The organism is Allorhizobium sp. DMC15 (assembly GCF_056314065.1).
Genome location: NZ_JBQUZB010000001.1, coordinates 885,686 through 905,134, shown reverse-complemented (window position 1 = coordinate 905,134; position 19,449 = coordinate 885,686). Strand labels below are relative to the sequence as shown.

Here is a 19,449-nt window from a genome sequence, read left to right as displayed (position 1 = left end):
CTTTTTGAACTGTTGCGAAAGGCTGCGCGGGACTTAGCAAGCCGCGCGGCAAAAGTCATCCTTGGATCGGTGTAAATTGGTGGGGGATCAGGCGGCGGTCAGATCGGTTCGCACGGGAATGGCAGCCAGTTCTATGGCCTTCGCCTCCGCTTCCGTCTTCAGGTCGAAGCTGGTCTGAAGGTTCATCCAGAACTGCGGCGACATATCGAAATAGCGGGCGAGGCGCAGCGCGGTATCGGGTGTCAACGACGTCTGCTCGGCAACCAGACGCTCGATCCGCGTGCGCGGTACGTTCAAGAGGCGCGCGAGGGCGCCAGCGCTCAGGCCCATGGGCTCCAGAAACTCGTCGCGCAAAATCTCACCGGGATGGACGGGCGGCAGGACGATGGTCATGGCATGTCTCCTTCTCAGTGGTAATCGACGATCTCGACCTTATCGGCACCGTTATCGGACCAGACAAAGCAGATCCGCCATTGGTCGTTGATCCGGATCGAATGTTGCCCTGACCGGTCGCCCTTCAGAAGCTCCAGCCGATTGCCTGGAGGACGGGTCAAGTCGTTAAGCGAAGTCGCATTATCTATCAGCGTTAGCTTCACGATTGCGCGTCTCAAAAGATCCGCCGGGAAACCTTTCGGCGCTTTGCCAGATGCCACGGTCTCCGTCATTGCATTGGCATAGGACCGGATCATCTGAAGCCTCCGAGATCAAAAATGTATCATCATATGATACATCTGTCGAGACCTACCACCCTCCCCCGCCTCCGCCGCCACCGCCGCCGCCGGAGGAACCGCCGGAGAAGCCCGAGGAGGACGAGGAGTTGGAAGGGGGCGGCGCGGGAATAGTGGAGGCGATAGTGGAAGCCATGGAGGAGGAGAAGCCGCCGATGCGGTCTCCGAAATTGCCGTAGTTGCTGCCGTGGTACCAGCCGGGGCTGTAATTGGCGGCTGCGGCACCGGCGGCGGCTGTGGCCAGCCATGTTTCGAAAGCCTGCGACCAGGGCTTTTCGACGCCGAGCGCCACGGCATAGGGCAGAAGCTTTTCAAAATGGCTGGGCGACATGGTCGGCGCTCCGGCCATGTTCATGCGGTCCTTCTCGGCCAGCGTCAGATAGATGCGCAGGCCCTCAATGCCGTCCATCAGCTTGCGGCCGAGCGGGGTCGGGGCGCCCATCAGGAAGAAGAAGAGGAGGTTGACCAGGAGGATACCGCCGAAGGCGACGAGGACCGGGAACTGGTGGGTGGCTTCCAGATCCATCCACATCGAGATCAGCATCAGCGCCATGGTCGACAAAGCGACGAAGCCGATGAGCGCAAGCGCAACCACGGTGATGATCTTGCTGAACAGCGAGCGGCCCCGCCGGAACCCGTTGACCAGCCCGATGGTGAAGGTGCCGAAGAAGACGGAGAAGAAGGTCGGCACGAAGATCAGGGCATAGACGTCTTCACTGAGATCGCCGAAAATGAAGAGCGATGCGACCACGGCGATCGAGAGGCCGATGCCGAGCGAAGTGTAGCCGGCATTGCCATTGTAGTACTTGTTGCGGTGTTCCTTCTCGATCGCCTGACGGAAGCGATTGCCGACCGATTGGACCCGCTTGCCATTGGCCTTGTCGATCACCAGTGCGTCGCCGGCCGAGGGGATATCGGCGATCAGCGACGCCTCGCCGGCCTGTAGCTTCCCTTCGATCGCCTTCTTCGTCCGCCGGATGGTGATGCTGCTGTCGAGATCGTCGAGTTCGACATAGCCACTTACCGCCAGGTTGAGTGCCGCGGCGGACAGAGCCGTCCAGCCGGCACCGGAAAAGCCGGTGTTGTCGATATAGTTGACGAGTGCCGGCGAAATGCCATCCGGCGCATCCCAGCGGGGTACCACGATGCCCTTCGGCGGATCGCGGCCGACGGCCAGCCAGGAGCGGAGATAATAGAGGAAGATCACGGCCAGCCCGCCGAAACCGATGATCGTGTTCAGGTTGTCACGGATGAACCACCAGGTGCTGTCCTCCGCCGAGGGGGCTGCGACAAGCCCCTTGTCGAAGGCCAGCACGATCGTCAGCCCCTCGCTTGGGCCGAGCGGCCGCGTGGTCTCAAACTCGAGGCCATTCGACCCCGGGACTTCGCGGGCATTCTGCTCCTGCGAGCCTGACGGGCCAGTGAAGAAGGTGGTCTTAGTCGGGAGTGCGTTGTCGGGCAGCGTGACCGTCGCACCGGCGCGATCGATCGGGAACAACCACCCATTGCCGGTGACGTTCCAGTAGAGCTCGTCGTGGTCGTCGAAATAGCGGATCTGGCGGCCGGTGCGATAAGTGATGGTATAGGTGTATTCACCGGGACGCAGGAAGACGTCGGCCGAGCCGGTATAGATCCGGATGCCACCGGTGACGTTTTCCGTATGGAAATTCTCGGGGCGACCGTCCCGCTCCACCGAGATCAATTCGAAATCGACCTTCTGGCGAAAGCCGCGCGCGTCCTGGGCGTAAAGCGGAAAATCGCGAAAGATCCCACGCTGGATCTTGTCACCCTCGGCATTGACGGTGATCGTTTCCGTGACCTCCATCGAGGCATCGGGAAGGACGGTGATGTCGGCGTGGTAATCGCGGATGACTTCCTCGGCCTGCGCGCCGCATGCCATCCAGAGAACAAGAAGGAAAGCGGAGCACAGGCGAAGGAGCATGGTCATTTCGGATCGTTCCTGACGAGGTCGACACCGAGCGAGGCGAGCGCATCCCAGTAGCCGGGATAGGTTTTACCAACACAGGCGGGGTCGAGGATGGTGATGTCGCGGATCTTCAGGCCCGCCAGCGCGAAACTCATGGCAATGCGGTGATCGGCAAACGTGTCGATCTCAGCCGGCAGCGACTGGCCTGATAGAGATGGATCGGAGAAGACGAGCAAGTCGTCGCCCTCTTCCTTCGCCAGGCCCTCGCGGATGTTGTTGAGGCCGGTGGAGACAGCGCGGATGCGGTCGCATTCCTTGACGCGCAGGTTCTCGATGCCGACGAAGCGCACCGGTGTCTCGTTGAAGGCAGCCAGCACGGCAATCGTCGGGATCGCATCCTGCATCTGGCTGCCGTCGATCACGGCGGGCATGTTGGGGAACTGGGCAATGACGTCATAGGCTTTGGCATCGGGCTGGGTGAAGGCGTCAGACGGCGTGCCGATGTCGATCCGGCCCTTGGTCAGCACTTCCGCGCCCCAGAGATAGGTGGCGGCAGAAGCATCCGGCTCGATGTGGAAATCGGTCGCGGTATAGCCCGTCGGCTGGATAACCCAGGACGATGGTGTCGGCTGCTCGACCTTGGCGCCGAAGGCGCGCATGGCCGACATGGTCAGGTCGATGTAACCGCGGGCGCCGATATCGGCACCGGCAAGCTCGATGGTGAACGGCTCGGAACCGCAGGCCGCGGCCATCTGGAGGGCGGAGACATACTGGCTCGACAGGCCGGCATCGATCACGACATGGTTCTTCTCGAAACGGCCAGTGGCATCGATCGTCACAGGCGGGCAGCCGGTCGGGCTTTCGATGGTGACGCCGAGCGATTTCAACGCTTCGACCAGAGGCTTGATGGGGCGCTTGCGCATGTGCTTGTCGCCATCCACGACATAGCGGCCATGGCCGAGGGCGAGAGCGGCCGTCAGGAAGCGTGTGGCGGTGCCGGCATTGCCGAGGAAAAGCGGGGCTTCCGGTGCCTTCAACTCGCCCGAACTCGTGACGACGAAGGTGGTAGCATCCGGCTCTTCGACGGTCACGCCCATCTGGCGGAGCGCTTCGGCCATATAACGGGTGTCATCGCTTTTCAGCGCGCCGGTCAGGCGGCTCGTGCCCTTCGCCAGACCCGCCAGAAGCAAAGCTCGATTGGTGATGGATTTCGAACCCGGAGGGCTCACCTTGCCGGTCAGGGCATGGGCGGGCGGAAGGATGGTCACACTGTCAGTCGTCATCAATTCAGTCTCTCAAGCGCGTCCTTGTGTGGACGTCAGAACTTGACCGTCGGTACCGCACGGTCGGCCTCGTTGGCAATCTCGAAATAGGGTTTCTTCGAGAAGCCGAACTGACCGGCGACGAGGTTCGAGGGGAAGCTCTCGACCTTGACGTTCAGATCGCGGGCCGCGCCATTGTAATAGCGGCGCGACATCTGGATCTCCCCCTCGACGGTTTCGAGCAATTTCTGCAGCTCGAGGAAGTTTTCGTTGGCCTTTAAGTCCGGATAGGCTTCGGCGAGCGCAATCACCTTGCCGAGGGCGGCACCCAGCAGGCCTTCCGCCTGGGCGCGGCCGGCGACGTCGCCCGCCGGCACGGCCTGGGCCTTGTTGCGCAGCTCGACGACACTTTCGAGCGTGCCCTTTTCGTGACCGGCATACCCCTTCACCGTCTCGATCAGGTTGGGGATCAGGTCGGCGCGGCGCTTCAGCTGCACATCGATGCCCGACCAGGCTTCCTCGGCCATCTGCCGGGCCTTCACCAGGCCGTTGTAAACGAAGACGAGATAAAGGCCGATGGCGGCGATGATGGCCAGTGACGTGAACATGATGCGGAGGTCCCCTGCTGAAGTGGCCGCACGTTAGCCGTTTGCTTCTGGAAAGTCATGATGGAAGACGCAAGCGCCACACATGGTCGACATCGGCAGCAAAGAACACGATTCGCTCAAATTGCAGCGAAGACCGTTTGGTTCGGTTAATTCGGATGACCTAAAGTAAGTATCCGAGCAGCGATCAAGCGGGGCATGCACATGCCGCAGATGACGTGGAACGAGATGCCAGTCTGGGCTCTCCTGGCCAACCGGGATATCCTCCGCGCCGCCACACCCGAACGCCGCCTGACGGAGGTGCTGACAAACGTCGGCGTGATCATCACCACGATCGCTCCATTCGACCTTTCTCCGGGCTGTGCCGTCTATATCGCCGATGGCCAGCAGGACCGTCATCGCCTGCTGCACCAACATGCTGCGGACGATCTGTCGCTGCCGCTCGATATCTGCCCCGAGGAAGGCCTCCAACCCCTCGGCCATGGCAGACAGCGACCCGCTGTCTACGTCCTGCCAATCCAGCACCCTTCCGGGTCTCGCACCGGAACGGTGGTGTTCTTCGGCCGAACGGCCAAACGGATGAGCCAGGAAAAGCTGGCCATCCTGCGCCTGCTTGCGGAGGAAATCGGGATCATCATCGCGCACCGCAACGGCTGTACCGGCACACTGCTCGACATGGTGGAGCTTTCGACAGACGAGATCTATGTCTTCGACCCGCAAAGCCTGCAGATCAATCGGGCCAATGCCACAGCGAGTGTCAGGACCGGGTATTCACTCCATGCCCTGTCGGAGATGACTCCAGCGGAGCTGAAAGCCGGGCTTACCGAGGCGGATTACAGATCGAAACTGGTGCCGTTGATGCTGGGGCGGACGCAGAAGATATCCTTCGACAGCATCCAGCGCCGACGCAACGGTACAGTCTATCCGGTGAAAGTGCATGTCTGGCGGATCAAGGGTCAGGAGGCGGATATCTTCGCCGAGGTGGCCATTGCCACGGCTGATCAGCGCAAGGCCTTCGGCCTGCTCGAGCAGGTGTTCGATGCCATTCCGGGCGGCATCGGCGTGTTCGACAACCGGTCCCGCCTCCTGATGGCGAACCGGCGGCTCTACGACCTCATGAACATTCCGCCGGAACTGTTTCCGCCCGGCTCCTCCTTCGAGGACATCCTGCGCTACAATGCCTGCCGCGGCGAATGGGGCGATGGTGACCACGAGGCCATGGTGCGCGAGCGCGTCGAGCAGGCGGAACTTGGCCTGCCCTACAGTTTCGAGCGCGAACGGACGAGCGGCAAGGTGCTCGCGGTGCGCTCCGAACCGCTGTCGAATGGCGGCTACGTGCTGAGCTATACGGACATCACCGTGCGCAAGCGGGCGGAGAAGGACCTGATCCGCAATCGCGACGAGCTGGAAAAGACGGTTCGCCAGCGCACGGCCGAGATTGCTGCCCAGGCGGCGGCGCTGGAAGAAGCGCTGCAGCAGGAAAAGAACATCAATGCCATGCAGCGGCAGTTCGTCACCATGACGAGCCACGAGTTCCGCACGCCGCTCGCGATCATCGACGGGGCCGCGCAACGCCTCCTGCGCAAGAAGGGCGGGATCGACGCGGCCTTTCTCGGCGACAAGACCCAGCAGATCCGCTCGGCGGTGGCTCGTATGGTCGAACTCATGGAGAGTTTTCTGTCGGCCGGACGGATCGAGACCGGCAAGGCGGAGCTTTCGCTGGTCGACTGCGCGCTGCACAAGCTGATCGAACAGGCGATCAAGCGCCAGAAATTGTCTTCGCCACATCACCGCTTCGAAACCGATATCGAAGCCCTGCCACCGATGATCCGCTGCGATGCACTCGGGATCTCCCAGGTGATCACGAACCTGCTGTCGAACGCGATCAAATATGCGCCGCGGGCGCCCGATATCCTGATCCGCGGCTGGGAAGAGGAAGGCTTCGTCTTCCTCTCGGTCAAGGACGAAGGCGTCGGGATCGATGCCGAGGATATCGACAAGCTCTTTCAACCCTATTTCCGCGCCCGCACCTCGACCGGCATCGCCGGTACGGGAATCGGGCTGTCACTCGTCAAGCAAATCGTCACGCTGCATGACGGCGACATCTTCGTCGAGAGCCAGCGCGGCAAGGGCACCACTTTCACCCTCGTCCTGCCGGTCAAGGGACCGGCCAGGGCAACCGAAACCGAGGCGGCAGCGGAGGTTCATGCCGCGTGATCCCCGATGGGGAGAAGAGGAGGACAGCATGATCACGGTACTTTGCGTCGAAGACGAAAGAGACGTCCGGGAACTGATCGTCGAGGAACTGGAGGACGCAGGCATTCGCGTGCTGCAGGCGGAAAACGGCAAGGAAGGGCTGGACAGGATTCTGAAGGACCGGCCGGACATCGTCATTTCCGACATCACCATGCCGGAGATGGACGGCATCTCGATGCTCGGCGAATTGCAGATCAACCATCCGCAATTCTCCAACATGCCTTTCGTCTTCCTGACGGCGCTGGCCGATCGGGAAAAGATGATCGAGGGATTAGGTGCCGGGGCCGAAAGCTACCTGACCAAGCCGATCGATTTCGACGTGCTGATGGCGAAGATCCACGGCCTCGTGGTCCGGATCGAGAACCGGGTGGCGGCGGGGCTGGAGTTTTAGGAACCCGATGCCGACCGCGAGCCAGAGGACGGGAGCTGCGTCACTTCTCGTTATAGACCGTGCAGAACAGGCGCAGCCCAGACTTTGCCCGCTTGAATACCGAGTATGAGGCTAGCTTGAAGCCCTTGCTCTCCCAGTATTTGCGGTTTTCATCGAGGTTGTTCCAACCGTCGATACGCCAGTCGATGTTGGCGCTGTTCGGCCCATAGTGGAGCCTGACAAGTGCGCTTTCGACACCAAGGCCGCGCTCGCCGCTGTCCTTGCACTCCATCTTTGTCACGATCATGCCATTGCTGCCGAGCTTGTCGGCATATTTGAACACGACTCGTCCCGACATCCATTCAGAGGTCTGGGCCAGCGCAGGAGCGGCGGAGCCGATCAATATGGCAGTCAACGCGCACGCAGCAATATGGCGGCTAACGTTCATGAAGTCCCCCTTCGATCGTCCAGAGAGATGTTAGCGATCTTCATGCTCAATTCAAGGTTGAATTGAGCATGAAGATCGATCCGTCATCTTTTTGCTGAAGCTTCGTCAGGCAGCCCGGCCGAAATTCACCCCACCGGCATCGGTCAGCAGAAACGCCTCGCCGCAGCTTTTAGCGAGCGCGCGGACGCGGCCGATATAGGCCTGGCGTTCGGTCACCGAAATGACGCCGCGGGCGTCGAGCAGGTTGAAGATGTGGGAGGCCTTGATGCACTGGTCATAGGCCGGGAAGACGCATTTGTGCAGGCGCTGGTTTTCCGTGTCCAAGGGGGCGCCGGCGGCGAGGATCGCTTGGCATTCCTTCTCTGCATCGATGAAATGGCGATGCAGCATCTCGGTGTTGGCGAATTCGAAGTTGTGGCGGGAATATTCCTGCTCGGCCTGCAGGAAGACGTCGCCATAGGAGATCTTCTCTTCGCCTTCGCGACCGTTGAAGTTCAGGTCATAGACGTTGTCGACACCCTGGACATACATGGCGAGGCGCTCAAGACCATAGGTCAGTTCGCCCGAGACCGGCGAGCAGTCGATGCCGCAGACGGCCTGAAAGTAAGTGAACTGCGAGACTTCCATGCCGTCGCACCAGCATTCCCAGCCGAGGCCCCAGGCGCCGAGCGTCGGGCTTTCCCAATCGTCTTCGACGAAGCGGATGTCGTGCAGCAACGGGTCGAGACCGATCGCCTTCAGCGAGCCGAGATAGAGCTCCTGGAGGTTGGACGGGTTAGGCTTCAGGATGACCTGATACTGGTAGTAATGCTGCAGGCGGTTCGGGTTTTCGCCGTAGCGGCCATCCGAGGGGCGACGCGAGGGCTGAACGTAAGCAGCACGCCAGGGCTTGGGGCCGAGCGCGCGGAGCGTCGTTGCAGGATGGAAGGTGCCGGCACCGACTTCCATGTCGTAGGGCTGCAGCACCGCGCAGCCCTTGTCCGCCCAATAGGCATGCAGCGTCAGGATCAGCGCCTGGAAGGAGCGCTTCGGGTCCATGTGCGGGGCAAGGGGCGTGTTCATCAGGCTATCCATCGGGTTGCTCAAGTTGCGGCCCGTCTGGTGCCATGAGCGGACCGAAGGGTCAAGCGTCTCGGCAAGCGGATCACGGATGCGGGGATTGCTCAGTGCTCGAGGTCGTCGGCATTGTGCAGCTTGCCAACCAGGGAGAAGGTCACACCTTCCGGATTGAACCGGATCGCCGCCTGGCCTTGGAAGAGATCGGAGACGACGCGTTCCGTCAGTCTCGAGCCGAAGCCGCGTCGCGCGGGTTCGGTGACGGGAGGTCCGCCGCTTTCCCGCCAGTCGAAGGTGAAGCCGTTCTCGGGCTGCTTGTCCCAGGTCATCACGACACGGCCTTCCGGTCGGGACAGTGCGCCGTATTTGGTGGCATTGGTCGCCAGTTCGTGGATCGCAAGCGAAAGACCGAGCGCCTGCTGGGCGGAGAGATAGACCTGCGGACCTGTAATCGTGATGCGGTCGTCGCCGTCGACATGCGGTGCGACGGCTGTTTTCGCGATGGCGGTGATTTCGGCGGCCGTCACGCTCATGCCGGTCAACACGTCCTGCGCCTTGGCCAGCGTCTGGATCCGCGCTCCGATCGTTGTGGCGGCTTCCGATATGGACGGGGCATTGCGCAGGCTTTGGCTGATGATCGACTGGACCATGGCCAGCGTGTTCTTCATGCGATGGGCCAGCTCGCGGTTGAGAAGCTTCAGCTCCTCTTCATGCTGCTCACGCTGATCGAGATGCCTCTGCGCCTCGAGATAGGCCTCCTCCAAAGCCTTTCGGCCGACCACAGAGGCCGTTGTCTCCGTAACCACGTTCAAGAGACCGGCAATCTGCGCGTTGTCGTCGTAAAGGGGGCTGTAGGAAAAGGTCCAATAGCTTTCTGACGGTGCACCATTGCGATGGACCTGCAGCGGCAGGTTTTCCATCCAGGTTCCCTCGCCTGCCTGCGCGCGCTTCACGAAGGGCTCCACTCCCTCCCAGACATCAGCCCAATATTGACGAATTGGCTGTCCGAGAGGACTGGTTTCCCGGCCTTCAATCATAGGAAGATAGGAGTCGTTATGAAACTGCAGAAGGTCCTCGCCCCACCAGAAGCACATGGGTTGGCGCGTCGTCAGAACGAGGCGCAGGGTCGTCAGCAGGGACAAAGGCCACGAAGACATCGGCCCAAGGCATGTCTTGCCCCAATCGAAAGAGCGGATCTCTTCCGCCATCTGGCCCGTCACGCCGTCCAGCTGCGTCGTGTAGCTCATGGGACTCCAACTTCGGATGCCTGCGAACGCAATATTCGCGATACTGCAATGACTTAGGTTAACTCTTGCGCCGTGACAATCAAAACCTGCTCAGCCGCTCATCCGTCTGCATGGCCTGATCAGTCATCGTCGTCCGGACGTCGAGGGCGATATTCGCCTGTCTCCGGATCCTGGATCAAGGTTCCAATCGCCTGGTTTTCACGCTCTTTTTCCTCGGCACGGGATCTTGCCGCCAGCTTTTCGGCATCGGCCACGAAGCGGCGGTAGAGCAGCCAGGCGCCACCGACCAGGATCGTCAAAAATATCAGCTGCGCCATGTCCCCTCGCCTGTCAGCCGCCGCACTCCGCTCCGGTCAGAGACCGTAACGGCCCCATAGTGCCTTTTCTTCGAGCGTCTCGGCAAGACCGGCAACCGCCTGTGCGGCGATCTGATCCGTCGACCCGAATGCGCCGATGCCTGGGGCGCGGCGACCGAAGAGGCCCTTCGGCGCGCCGATGAGTTCGAGGCGGGCATCCTTGCCGTAACGGGTCTTGATCTCCTCGCGCATGCCGCCGAGGCGATCGACGAGACCGAGCTCCAGGCCCTTACGGCCTGTCCAGAACAGACCGGAAAACAGTGTCGGATCATCCGCGAGATGGCCGCCACGGCGAGCCTTGACCATATCGATGAAGATCTCGTGGATCTCCAGCTGCAGGGTCTTCAGATATTCGATGTCGCTTTCCTTTTCCGGCTGGAACGGATCGAGGATCACCTTGTTCTCACCAGCGGTGTAGACGCGGCGTTCGACGCCGATCTTCTTCAGGAGTTCGGGAAAGCCGAAACCGCCGGAGACCACGCCGATCGAGCCGACGATGGAGGTGGCGTCCGCAATGATCTCGTCGCCGGCAATCGCGATCATGTAGCCGCCGGAGGCTGCGACATCCTCGACGAAGACGAGGACACGCTTGTTCTTCTCCTCGGCGAGCGCGCGGATGCGGTCATAGATCATGCGCGACTGGACGGGAGAACCGCCGGGGGAATTGATCGACAGCGCCACGGCCGGGCTGTCCTTCATGCCGAAGGCTTTTTCCAGCTGGCCGGCGATGGAGGAGAGGTTGAGCGCCGGGCGGAAGCGCGAACCACCGCTCATGATCGGGCCATGCAGCCGGACGACCGGAATGACGGTGCCCTTCTTCTGGAAGCGCTTGGGAACCAGCCGTTTCAGAAAGTCTGCCATGGTCGCGTCTCAACTCCTCACGATCTTCAATATCGAGAGGAGATGTAAGATGCGCCGGCGCAAACACAATGGCGCGCCTGGAAAAATCAGTGTTTTCAACGCAGCCGCGGGTATCCGGCGCGCCCGTTGTTGAGATCGTCGACGAAGGGTGCAAAGGCATGGCTCTGCGGATCGTCATGCATCAGAAGCGGTGCGCGCAGCTGCAGTCGGGCGCGGGAGCCCTTGATCGCGGTGACCAGGATACGGGTGGCATTTTCGCCCTCGCGCGGGTGGATCGCCGTGACCTCGATGCCGCCGAAACGCCTCCCGCAGGCGGCGATGATTTCGGCAATCGACTGGGGCCGTGCAATCAGCGAGAGCTGGCCACCGGGGATCATGATGGCGCCAGCGGTCCGGATCCAGCTTTCAAACAGGTTCTCGGTCATCGCATGGGCTTCCGCCTTCAAGGCATCCGGCGTCTTGCGATCACCGGGATCGTTGAAGGGCGGGTTCATGATGACGTGGTGAAAGCTGTCATCGGCGAGGCCGGCAGCGACACGGGCGCGGCCAGTCAGGGTGACATCGGCCTCAACGACTTCGGCACGCTCGGCAAGGTCGATGTTTTCTGCGAGTGCCAGGCTCTTGCGAGCGTAAGCGGCCATATCGGGAGAGCGCTCGACCAAAGTAACCGAGGCGTTTGGCAGACGGACCGCAACGGCAAGGCCTGCGGCTCCTGCGCCAGCGCCGAGATCGGCCACGCGGACCCTACGATCATCAACGACAAGCGACGCGAGCAGCATGGCGTCCATGCCGGCCCGGTGGCCGCGTCCGACGGGCTGAACGAGATGGAAGCGGCCACGATGGAAAGCGTCCACCGTTTCCTGCACTGGCTGCTCGCTCAACGGCTCTCTACCTGCCGCCATGGCGACTCAGTCCTCGCGGTCGCGCAGTTCTGCGCCCAAGCCCGCATCGGTCAGAATGCGGCGCGCCTGGTCGACACAGTCGGAATCCACCAGCAGGCGGCGCTGCAACATACCGAGCGATCCTTCCAGAATGCTCATGGATTGATCGGCGATCATCGTGGCGATCCCGGCGTCGCGCATCAGGCTTTCGGCAAAGGAGAGCAGGACGACGTCATTGCTGCGAATGATCTCATGCATGGATTTCAGAACTCACTGTTAACAGGTAAAACCCGCGTTACGCCCCGGACCGAGGCAATTCGCCCCTTGCCGTGGCCCTCCCGGCTTTTTATGGTCGGCGACCAAACTGAACAGGAGTCCGGTGCGTTGGGCGTAGTCATACCGCTTGAGGAAAGCAAAAACAAACAGGCATCCGTCAAGCCTCTGGTAGACCTGACGAAAAGCGGCATGGAGCGCGTCAACCAGCTGATCCTGTCCAAGGCCGGCTCCGACGTACAGATGATCCCGGAAGTCGCCAATCACCTGATTTCGTCCGGCGGCAAGCGCCTTCGGCCGATGCTGACGCTCGCGACGGCCGCCATGTTCGGCTACGAGGGCGATCACCACATCAAGCTCGCGACCTCGGTCGAATTCATGCATACGGCGACGCTGCTGCATGACGACGTGGTCGACGAAAGCGATCTGCGTCGGGGCAAGTCCACCGCCCGCACGATCTGGGGTAACCAGGCCAGCGTGCTCGTCGGCGACTTCCTGCTTGGCCAGGCTTTCCGAATGATGGTCGAGGTCGGCTCGCTGGATGCGCTCGATGTTCTCTCGACGGCTGCCTGCGTGATTGCCGAAGGCGAAGTGCTGCAGCTCTCCGTCGCCAAGAACATGGAAACGACGGAAGACGATTATCTGGCCGTCATCCGCGCGAAGACGGCCGCGCTTTTTGCAGCCGCCGCAGAGGTGGGCCCCATCGTTGCGGGGACCGACAAGGCGACGCGCAGCGCGCTCAAATCCTACGGCATGAACCTGGGGCTCGCGTTCCAGCTGGTCGACGACGTGCTGGATTATGGTGGCAAGGCTGCCGAAACCGGCAAGAATGTCGGCGACGATTTCCGCGAGGGCAAGATCACGCTGCCGGTCATCCTCTCCTATCGACGGGGCACGGCTGCGGAACGCGACTTCTGGAAAGAATCGATCGAAGGCGGGCAGAACGACGACGTCAGGCTCGAAAAGGCCCTTGGCCTGATCGGCAAATACGGCGCGCTCAACGACACGATCCAGCGGGCGCAGCATTACGGCAAGATCGCGCGTGACGCGCTGGCGCCGCTGCCGAACTCGCCGTGGAAGGATGCGCTGAACGACGTGATCGATTTCTGCATTTCCCGCGTCAATTGACGCAGACCTGTGGATCGCCTTGCGGGGCTGCTTCAAAAAAGCCATTCTGTGCGTGAATCATTGCGTGTCGTCCGAGTGGGCGAGACTGCTCTTCACCGGTTCCTGAAAGGCTCGTTCATGCGGCAAAGCCCCGCCCTTCGCATCCTCGCCGGCACTGCACTGGCGCTGCTCCTCGGCGTTTCATTCTCGCAGGCGGCATCGTCTTCGAAGGCTTCAGCCCCTGAGAGCACGGAAAGCTTCGATTACGGAACCGTCGATTCCTTTGCAGGTGCCTTTCTCGCCGCACGGACGGCAGAGGCCGATCGCGATTACCCGAATGCCATCCAGTTCTACAAGAAGGCCCTGGACTTCTCTCCGAACGAGCTGGAACTGCAGCAGCGTCTGATGATCGCCCTGTTCATGAACGGCGATTTCGACGAGGGCGCAAAGCTCGCCAAGTTGCTCGAAAAGGATCCGGCCGTTGAACGGGTGACCTCGGTCGCCTTGAGCTTCCAGGCGATCCGCGACGGCCATTACGAAAAGGCGATGAAATCGCTGAAATACGAAGGTCCTAACGATCTCGATCGACTGATGAACGAGTTGCTGATCGCCTGGACGAAGGTCGGCGAAGACAAGGGCAAGGACGCCCTGAAACAGCTGCAGGATCTCAAAGGACCGAGCTGGTACGGCATTTTCAAGAGTTACAATATCGGCGCCATCGCGAGCGTCATCGGCGACGAGGACACCGCCCGCAAGGCCTTCACCGAAACCGTGACCGACAAGAATGGCGGTGCGACGGCACCCGACACCTATGCCCGTGCCGTCATGGCGCTTGCCACGCTCGAAGCCAATGCCGGCAACAAGCAGAAGGCGCTCGATGCGCTTTCGGCCGGCGACGAACTGATCACCAATTTTGCGCCCTTCAAAGCGCTACGTGACGAGATCGAGGCCGGGCGAAAGCCGAAGCCGGTCGTCGAGACGGCTGCTCAGGGGGCTGCCGGCATCCTGTTTTCCATCGGCGGCGCGCTGAACCGCGATGGCGCGGAAGACACTGTCATGCTTTACCTGCAGTTTGCGCGGGCGCTGGACAAGGACGCGGCAGACACGCTGATCCTGCTCGGCGGCATCGCGGAAAAGGCTGGTCAGCCGGACAAGGCGATCGAATTCTACCGCCAGGTGCCCGAGACCTCGCCGATGCGCCGGATCTCCGAATTGCAGCTTGGCCTGACACTGGCTGAAACCGGGAAAGTGGAAGAGGCCCGCACCCATCTTCAGAAGCTGATCGCTTCCGATCCGAAGGATGTGCGCAGTTATCTCGCCTATGGCAGCGTCTTGTCCGATGCCAAGGATTACGCGGCCATGGCTGCGAATTACGACAAGGCGGTGGAGGTCATCGGCCCCGCACCGACACGCAACCACTGGTCGGTCTTCTTCCAGCGCGGGATTGCCTATGAGCGCCTGAAGAAGTGGGACAAGGCGGAGCCGGATTTCCACAAGGCGCTGGAGCTCAACCCCGATCAGCCGCAGGTGCTGAACTATCTCGGCTATTCCTGGGTCGACATGAACCGCAATCTCCAGGAAGGCCTGGAGATGATCAAGAAGGCCGTGGAGCTTCGCCCGGATGACGGTTACATCGTCGATTCGCTCGGCTGGGCCTATTACCGGATGGGCCGTTTCGACGAAGCGGTGACCGAGCTGGAGCGCGCCATCGAGCTGAAAGCGGGCGACGCCACGATCAATGATCATCTGGGTGACGCCTATTGGCGCGTCGGCCGCAAACTCGAGGCCACATTCCAGTGGAAGCGGGCGCTGGCGTCCGAACCTGAAGAGTCCCAGGTTCCGGCGATCCAGGCGAAGATCGAAAAGGGGCTGCCCCCGATCGAGGCCGATGCCGCCAAGGTCAATGCCGAGCCGGCGACCGAGCCCAAGAAAGACGACAAGAAGACCTGATGCCGATGACGGCTGTTAAGGCGACATTGCCGGAGAAGGTCGAAGAGACCGCTCCGGCCAAGATCAATCTTGCCCTGCATGTCACCGGCCAGCGCGCGGACGGTTATCATCTGATCGATAGCCTCGTGACCTTCGCCGAGGATGGTGACGAGCTGCGCTTCGTTTCCTCTGACAAGGACAGCTTCTCTCTTGCCGGGCGGTTCGGCCCGGTGCTTGCGCTCGATCCTGCCGGCCAAGAGGGAAATCTTGTGCTGCGGGCTCGCGACCTCTTGCGGGCGGCACTCGATGAGAGCGGTCAAAGCCATGGACCCGTCGCGATCACGCTTGAGAAGAACCTTCCGGTTGCTTCCGGGATTGGCGGCGGCTCAGCCGACGCAGCCGCCACTCTGCGCGGGCTGATGCGGCTGTGGCAGGCCAAGCTTCCCGATGAACGGCTGAAAGCGATTGCCCTGAGACTTGGCGCGGATGTGCCGATGTGCCTGACGTCGCGACCGCTTCGCGCGAAGGGGATCGGCGAGGCCCTGGAACCTGTCGCACTGCCTTCCTTCCCGATCGTGCTCGTCAACCCGATGCTGCCTGTCTCAACGCCGGAGATCTTTCGACGGCTTTCGCGGCGGGACAATCCGGCAATCGGCATCCTTCCTTCGGGAGAAAGCAGCAATGGTTGGCTGGCCGGACTGAGCGAACTTCGCAACGACCTGCAGCCGCCGGCGGAACTGCTGGTACCCGAGATTGCCGAGGCCTGCGATTATCTCAGTCAGAGCCTGGCCGGCTTCGTGCGCATGTCGGGCTCCGGCGCCACCTGCTTCGGCCTTTACGACAGCGAGCCTGCGGCACTTCGCGCGGCGCTCGCCCTGTCCAGCTTCCGTCCCGACTGGTATGTCTTGCTCAGCCATACGATCGCTGGAGAGCTTTCATGAGCCGGATTGACGAAAGCCGCCCCTTCATTCCCGTCGGCATCGCCGTCTTGACCGTTTCCGACACACGAACGGCCGCCGACGATCGATCCGGCGATACGCTGGCGGCTCGAATTGCCGAGGCCGGACACCGCCTGGTGGCGCGGGCGATCGTCAAGGACGACAAGGCGGCGATTTTCGAGCAGGTGCAGGGTTGGACGACAGACCCCGAGATCGACGTGGTTATCACCACCGGTGGCACGGGCTTTACTGGAAGGGACGTCACACCGGAAGCACTGGAGCCGCTCTTCGAAAAGAAGATGGACGGGTTCTCCGAGGTTTTTCATCGCATTTCCTACGACAAGATCGGAACGTCGACCATTCAGTCGCGAGCAACGGGTGGCGTTGCGAACGCCACCTTCATCTTCGTGCTCCCCGGCTCGCCCGGTGCCTGCAAGGATGCCTGGGACGGGATCATCAGGCTGCAGCTCGATTACCGCCACATGCCCTGCAATTTCGTGGAAATCATGCCGCGACTGGACGAACACCTGAAGCGGGGAAGCTGAGGCTGCTGCCGATCAACGGCGGGCCTCCCGCGCGACCCAGGAGGGGATGATCTCGCTCGCCAGCCGCCGGGCTTTGTGGCCCCTCGCGAGTTGCAGCAGATCCGTCTGCGAATCGACGACGGCCAATGCCTGGCGCTTGGGGATCAGCAAACCGGTTTCCAGCGGCGGGCGGCTGCGCGTGATCCGGCGGTAGAACGGCAGCCTGTAGGTTCTCGACTCGGAAAAACGCGCCGGCACGCCGTTCAGAGCCACATATTCCGCCACCTCATCGACCCAGCCCGGACCGAGGCGCGCACCTGGTTCGACCAGAAGCAACCATTCGCCACGCGCCTTGGCAAGCACGTCCTTCATGTCCCATTGCTGATAAAAGCGGCAGCCTGCGGCATCCGCAACCGTGGAAGAACCGTCCTGCGAACCGTGATCCAGCACCACCACATCGCTGACCAACCCCTCGACAGCACCAGCCACCAGCACCGACAGCGTCTGTGCAAGTTCCGGTTCCTGATCGCGGCATTCCATGATGACTGTCAGCATTGCCTACATCTATCGCATTGCACAAAGTTTTGCCACTGACAGATTTATGAAGTTTGTTCTTGCATTGTTCTCTTTTGTGGCTTAGGAATAAAGTCATTGAACGGGCCGGCGAAGCCCGTGAGGAGCAAACATGAACGAGCTGTCTCTTGTGAGCCAGGCTGCCTTTCAGCCCGGCAATACGGCAGATATTGCCGATGCAGTCATGGGCGCATCCGGCCTGCGGATCGACATCGATCGCCGGCGTGGACGAGCAGCCGGCATCAATCCGTCCGGGCGGTTCGAAAAGCTCGAGCGCGTGGCCTTCGACGACGGCTGGCAGATGCTGGAGGAGATGCCTCCGTTCAAGACCGAGGTGCAGGTTGAAAAGCCGCGCACTGTCATCACCCGCAACGACTCCCCAGACATTCCCTTCGACCGTTCGATCAATCCCTATCGCGGCTGCGAGCACGGCTGCATCTATTGCTTTGCCCGGCCGACGCACAGCTACATGGGCCTGTCGGCCGGCCTCGACTTTGAGGCGAAGCTCTTTGCCAAGCCGGATGCACCGCGGCTTCTGGAACGGGAACTGTCGAAGCCCGGCTACAAGGTGAAGCCGATCGCCATCGGCACGAATACGGATCCCTATCAGCCGATCGAGCGGGAATGGCGGATCATGCGCCAGATCCTGGAGGTCCTCGACAAGGCCAATCATCCGGTGGTGATCGTGACGAAGTCGGCGCTGATCCTGCGTGATATCGACATCTTGAAGTCGATGGCGGAGCGGGGTCTGGTGAAGGTCGGCATTTCCGTGACCACGCTCGATCGCAAGCTCGCCCGGACCATGGAGCCGCGCGCCTCGACGCCTGCAAAGCGCCTGGAGGCGATCAAGACACTTTCGGAAGTCGGCATTCCCGTGGCCATCATGATGGCGCCCGTCATTCCAGCGCTGAACGACCACGAGATCGAACGGATCCTCGACAGCGGCAAGGCTGCTGGTGCGTCCGAGGCGAGTTACGTGCTGTTGCGCCTGCCGCTCGAAGTGAGCCCGCTGTTTCGCGACTGGCTGCTGCAGCACTATCCGGACCGCTATCGCCACGTGATGTCGCTGGTGCGCTCCATGCGGGATGGCAAGGATTACGATGCCGAATTCGGCAAGCGGATGAAGGGTGCCGGTCCCTATGCCTGGCAGATCAGCCGCCGCTTCGAGATGGCAACAAAGCGGCTCGGACTTCTTCGCCGCAGCCTGCATCTGCGCGAGGATCTTTTTCTGTCGCCGAACAGCGACGGGGTTCAGCTTTCCCTGCTCTGATAGGGCGTATCGTTTGAGATTCCGGTGCGGTTGTCCGCCGCCTCGCACCGGATGTGGTCCCTGGTAAGCCGCCCCTGAGGTCGTCAATGGCCGAAGGGACCGGGGACTTGCAGGAGGTCGGGTGCGCGTGCGATTTCTGCCGCATGAAAACGCGCACGCCACCCGATTCTCCTGGCCTTTTTCCAGACCTGCCGCTGGTCCCGGATTTTTCCCTGGAGAGCCGGGCCAAGCGGCGAGGCTCCTGGCCTGTCGCCGGCACGGACGAGGCGGGACGCGGGCCTCTGGCAGGACCCGTCGTGGCGGCGGCGGTCATTCTCGACCCCAAGCACATTCCGGCGGGACTGAACGACTCCAAGAAGCTCTCCGCCCGCCAGCGCGAGGCCCTCTATGAGGAGATCATCGCCACGGCGACCGTATCCATCGCGTCATCCTCGCCCCGTCGGATCGACCTGATCGACATTCGCAAGGCGAGCCTTGATGCCATGCGCCGTGCCGTGGCCGGCCTTTGCCTCGAGGCACGGCATGTGCTGACCGACGGTCGCGACGTGCCACCCGGCCTCGGCTGTTCCGGCGAGGCGGTGGTGAAGGGAGATGCGCGTTCGGTGTCGATTGCCGCCGCTTCGATCGTTGCCAAGGTGATGCGCGACCGGATGATGGTTCGGGCGGGGCTGGTCTATCCCGATTACGGCTTCGATCTGCATGCCGGCTACGGGACAGACCGCCATCGCAGCGCAATCGTCGCGCACGGCCCCTGCCCTTTGCATCGGATGAGTTTCCGGCCGCTGAAACCTGGTCCAGATACCGAACTTGCCCCGGCAACCGCGCTCTAGACCGATGG

The 19,449-nt window shown here is 61.7% G+C and carries 21 protein-coding genes; 8 read left to right on the top strand and 13 right to left on the bottom strand.

Annotation, left to right across the window (positions count from 1 at the left end; translation table 11 throughout):
• Positions 1 to 87 precede the first annotated feature (87 nt).
• Genes ACT53S_RS04350 through ACT53S_RS04330 form a run of 5 tightly spaced genes read right to left on the bottom strand, consistent with a single transcriptional unit; the run spans position 88 to position 4,525 of the window.
• On the bottom strand, positions 88 to 393 hold the full coding sequence (locus ACT53S_RS04350; protein WP_476066041.1) for a HigA family addiction module antitoxin: 306 nt from the start codon (positions 391 to 393) through the stop codon (positions 88 to 90).
• 14 nt (positions 394 to 407) lie between these two features.
• Positions 408 to 689, bottom strand: coding sequence for a type II toxin-antitoxin system RelE/ParE family toxin (locus ACT53S_RS04345; RefSeq protein WP_476066040.1), 282 nt, complete (start codon positions 687 to 689; stop codon positions 408 to 410).
• A 52-nt stretch (positions 690 to 741) separates the two neighbouring features.
• Positions 742 to 2,676, bottom strand: a complete 1,935-nt coding sequence (locus tag ACT53S_RS04340) for a DUF2207 domain-containing protein (protein WP_476066039.1) — start codon at positions 2,674 to 2,676, stop codon at positions 742 to 744.
• The gene (locus ACT53S_RS04335; protein WP_476066038.1) at positions 2,673 to 3,938 is read right to left on the bottom strand and encodes a 3-phosphoshikimate 1-carboxyvinyltransferase; all 1,266 of its coding nucleotides are present in this window, start codon (positions 3,936 to 3,938) and stop codon (positions 2,673 to 2,675) included. Before ACT53S_RS04335 ends, ACT53S_RS04340 begins: the two co-directional genes overlap by 4 nt.
• Before the next feature lie 35 nt (positions 3,939 to 3,973).
• Positions 3,974 to 4,525 carry a LemA family protein gene (locus ACT53S_RS04330; RefSeq protein ID WP_476066037.1) on the bottom strand — a complete coding sequence of 184 codons (552 nt, stop codon included), beginning with the start codon at positions 4,523 to 4,525 and terminating at the stop codon, positions 3,974 to 3,976.
• Between the two features lie 201 nt (positions 4,526 to 4,726).
• Between ACT53S_RS04330 and ACT53S_RS04325 the strand changes: the two genes are divergently transcribed.
• Together ACT53S_RS04325 and ACT53S_RS04320 are read left to right on the top strand one after the other, a co-directional pair.
• Complete coding sequence (locus tag ACT53S_RS04325) at positions 4,727 to 6,739, top strand: sensor histidine kinase (protein WP_476066036.1); 2,013 nt, start codon at positions 4,727 to 4,729, stop codon at positions 6,737 to 6,739.
• A gap of 28 nt (positions 6,740 to 6,767) precedes the next feature.
• Positions 6,768 to 7,169 carry a response regulator gene (locus ACT53S_RS04320; protein WP_113376060.1) on the top strand — a complete coding sequence of 134 codons (402 nt, stop codon included), beginning with the start codon at positions 6,768 to 6,770 and terminating at the stop codon, positions 7,167 to 7,169.
• A 40-nt stretch (positions 7,170 to 7,209) separates the two neighbouring features.
• Here ACT53S_RS04320 and ACT53S_RS04315 read toward each other — a convergent pair whose 3' ends face one another.
• The 7 genes from ACT53S_RS04315 to ACT53S_RS04285 all read right to left on the bottom strand — a co-directional run bounded on the left by ACT53S_RS04315 (position 7,210) and on the right by ACT53S_RS04285 (position 12,255).
• A complete protein-coding gene (locus tag ACT53S_RS04315; protein ID WP_476066035.1) occupies positions 7,210 to 7,596 on the bottom strand; it encodes a hypothetical protein in 387 nt (128 codons plus the stop codon).
• 105 nt (positions 7,597 to 7,701) lie between these two features.
• Positions 7,702 to 8,634: a glycine--tRNA ligase subunit alpha gene (locus tag ACT53S_RS04310; RefSeq protein ID WP_142070988.1), complete on the bottom strand. Its 933-nt coding sequence runs from the start codon at positions 8,632 to 8,634 to the stop codon at positions 7,702 to 7,704.
• A 125-nt stretch (positions 8,635 to 8,759) separates the two neighbouring features.
• Positions 8,760 to 9,899 (bottom strand): sensor histidine kinase, encoded by a 1,140-nt coding sequence (locus ACT53S_RS04305; protein ID WP_476066034.1) that lies wholly within the window; start codon positions 9,897 to 9,899, stop codon positions 8,760 to 8,762.
• Between the two features lie 119 nt (positions 9,900 to 10,018).
• A complete protein-coding gene (locus ACT53S_RS04300) occupies positions 10,019 to 10,216 on the bottom strand; it encodes a hypothetical protein (protein ID WP_113376057.1) in 198 nt (65 codons plus the stop codon).
• A 36-nt stretch (positions 10,217 to 10,252) separates the two neighbouring features.
• Positions 10,253 to 11,116 carry a S49 family peptidase gene (locus ACT53S_RS04295; protein WP_476066033.1) on the bottom strand — a complete coding sequence of 288 codons (864 nt, stop codon included), beginning with the start codon at positions 11,114 to 11,116 and terminating at the stop codon, positions 10,253 to 10,255.
• A 95-nt stretch (positions 11,117 to 11,211) separates the two neighbouring features.
• Positions 11,212 to 12,018 (bottom strand): tRNA1(Val) (adenine(37)-N6)-methyltransferase, encoded by an 807-nt coding sequence (locus ACT53S_RS04290; RefSeq protein ID WP_476066032.1) that lies wholly within the window; start codon positions 12,016 to 12,018, stop codon positions 11,212 to 11,214.
• 6 nt (positions 12,019 to 12,024) lie between these two features.
• Positions 12,025 to 12,255, bottom strand: a complete 231-nt coding sequence (locus ACT53S_RS04285; protein ID WP_113376055.1) for a putative signal transducing protein — start codon at positions 12,253 to 12,255, stop codon at positions 12,025 to 12,027.
• 126 nt (positions 12,256 to 12,381) lie between these two features.
• On the opposite strand from ACT53S_RS04285, the gene ACT53S_RS04280 reads away from it, so the two are divergent.
• The 4 genes from ACT53S_RS04280 (at position 12,382) to moaB (ending at position 16,789) form a co-directional block, all read left to right on the top strand.
• Entirely contained in the window at positions 12,382 to 13,398 is a 1,017-nt protein-coding gene (locus ACT53S_RS04280; RefSeq protein ID WP_113376054.1) for a polyprenyl synthetase family protein, read from the top strand.
• A 117-nt stretch (positions 13,399 to 13,515) separates the two neighbouring features.
• Positions 13,516 to 15,327 carry a tetratricopeptide repeat protein gene (locus tag ACT53S_RS04275; protein ID WP_476066031.1) on the top strand — a complete coding sequence of 604 codons (1,812 nt, stop codon included), beginning with the start codon at positions 13,516 to 13,518 and terminating at the stop codon, positions 15,325 to 15,327.
• A 5-nt stretch (positions 15,328 to 15,332) separates the two neighbouring features.
• Entirely contained in the window at positions 15,333 to 16,247 is a 915-nt protein-coding gene (locus ACT53S_RS04270; RefSeq protein WP_476066633.1) for a 4-(cytidine 5'-diphospho)-2-C-methyl-D-erythritol kinase, read from the top strand.
• Entirely contained in the window at positions 16,244 to 16,789 is a 546-nt protein-coding gene (gene moaB / locus ACT53S_RS04265) for a molybdenum cofactor biosynthesis protein B (RefSeq protein ID WP_113376051.1), read from the top strand. Before ACT53S_RS04270 ends, moaB begins: the two co-directional genes overlap by 4 nt.
• 12 nt (positions 16,790 to 16,801) lie before the next feature.
• Here moaB and ACT53S_RS04260 read toward each other — a convergent pair whose 3' ends face one another.
• The gene (locus ACT53S_RS04260) at positions 16,802 to 17,323 is read right to left on the bottom strand and encodes a glycosyltransferase family protein (protein WP_113376050.1); all 522 of its coding nucleotides are present in this window, start codon (positions 17,321 to 17,323) and stop codon (positions 16,802 to 16,804) included.
• Positions 17,324 to 17,453: 130 nt separating this feature from the next.
• Here ACT53S_RS04260 and ACT53S_RS04255 point away from each other — a divergent pair, with 130 nt between their 5' ends.
• Both ACT53S_RS04255 and ACT53S_RS04250 read left to right on the top strand, forming a co-directional pair.
• The gene (locus ACT53S_RS04255; protein ID WP_476066030.1) at positions 17,454 to 18,611 is read left to right on the top strand and encodes a PA0069 family radical SAM protein; all 1,158 of its coding nucleotides are present in this window, start codon (positions 17,454 to 17,456) and stop codon (positions 18,609 to 18,611) included.
• A gap of 143 nt (positions 18,612 to 18,754) precedes the next feature.
• Complete coding sequence (locus ACT53S_RS04250; RefSeq protein WP_476066029.1) at positions 18,755 to 19,441, top strand: ribonuclease HII; 687 nt, start codon at positions 18,755 to 18,757, stop codon at positions 19,439 to 19,441.
• The last annotated feature ends 8 nt before the right edge of the window (positions 19,442 to 19,449 follow it).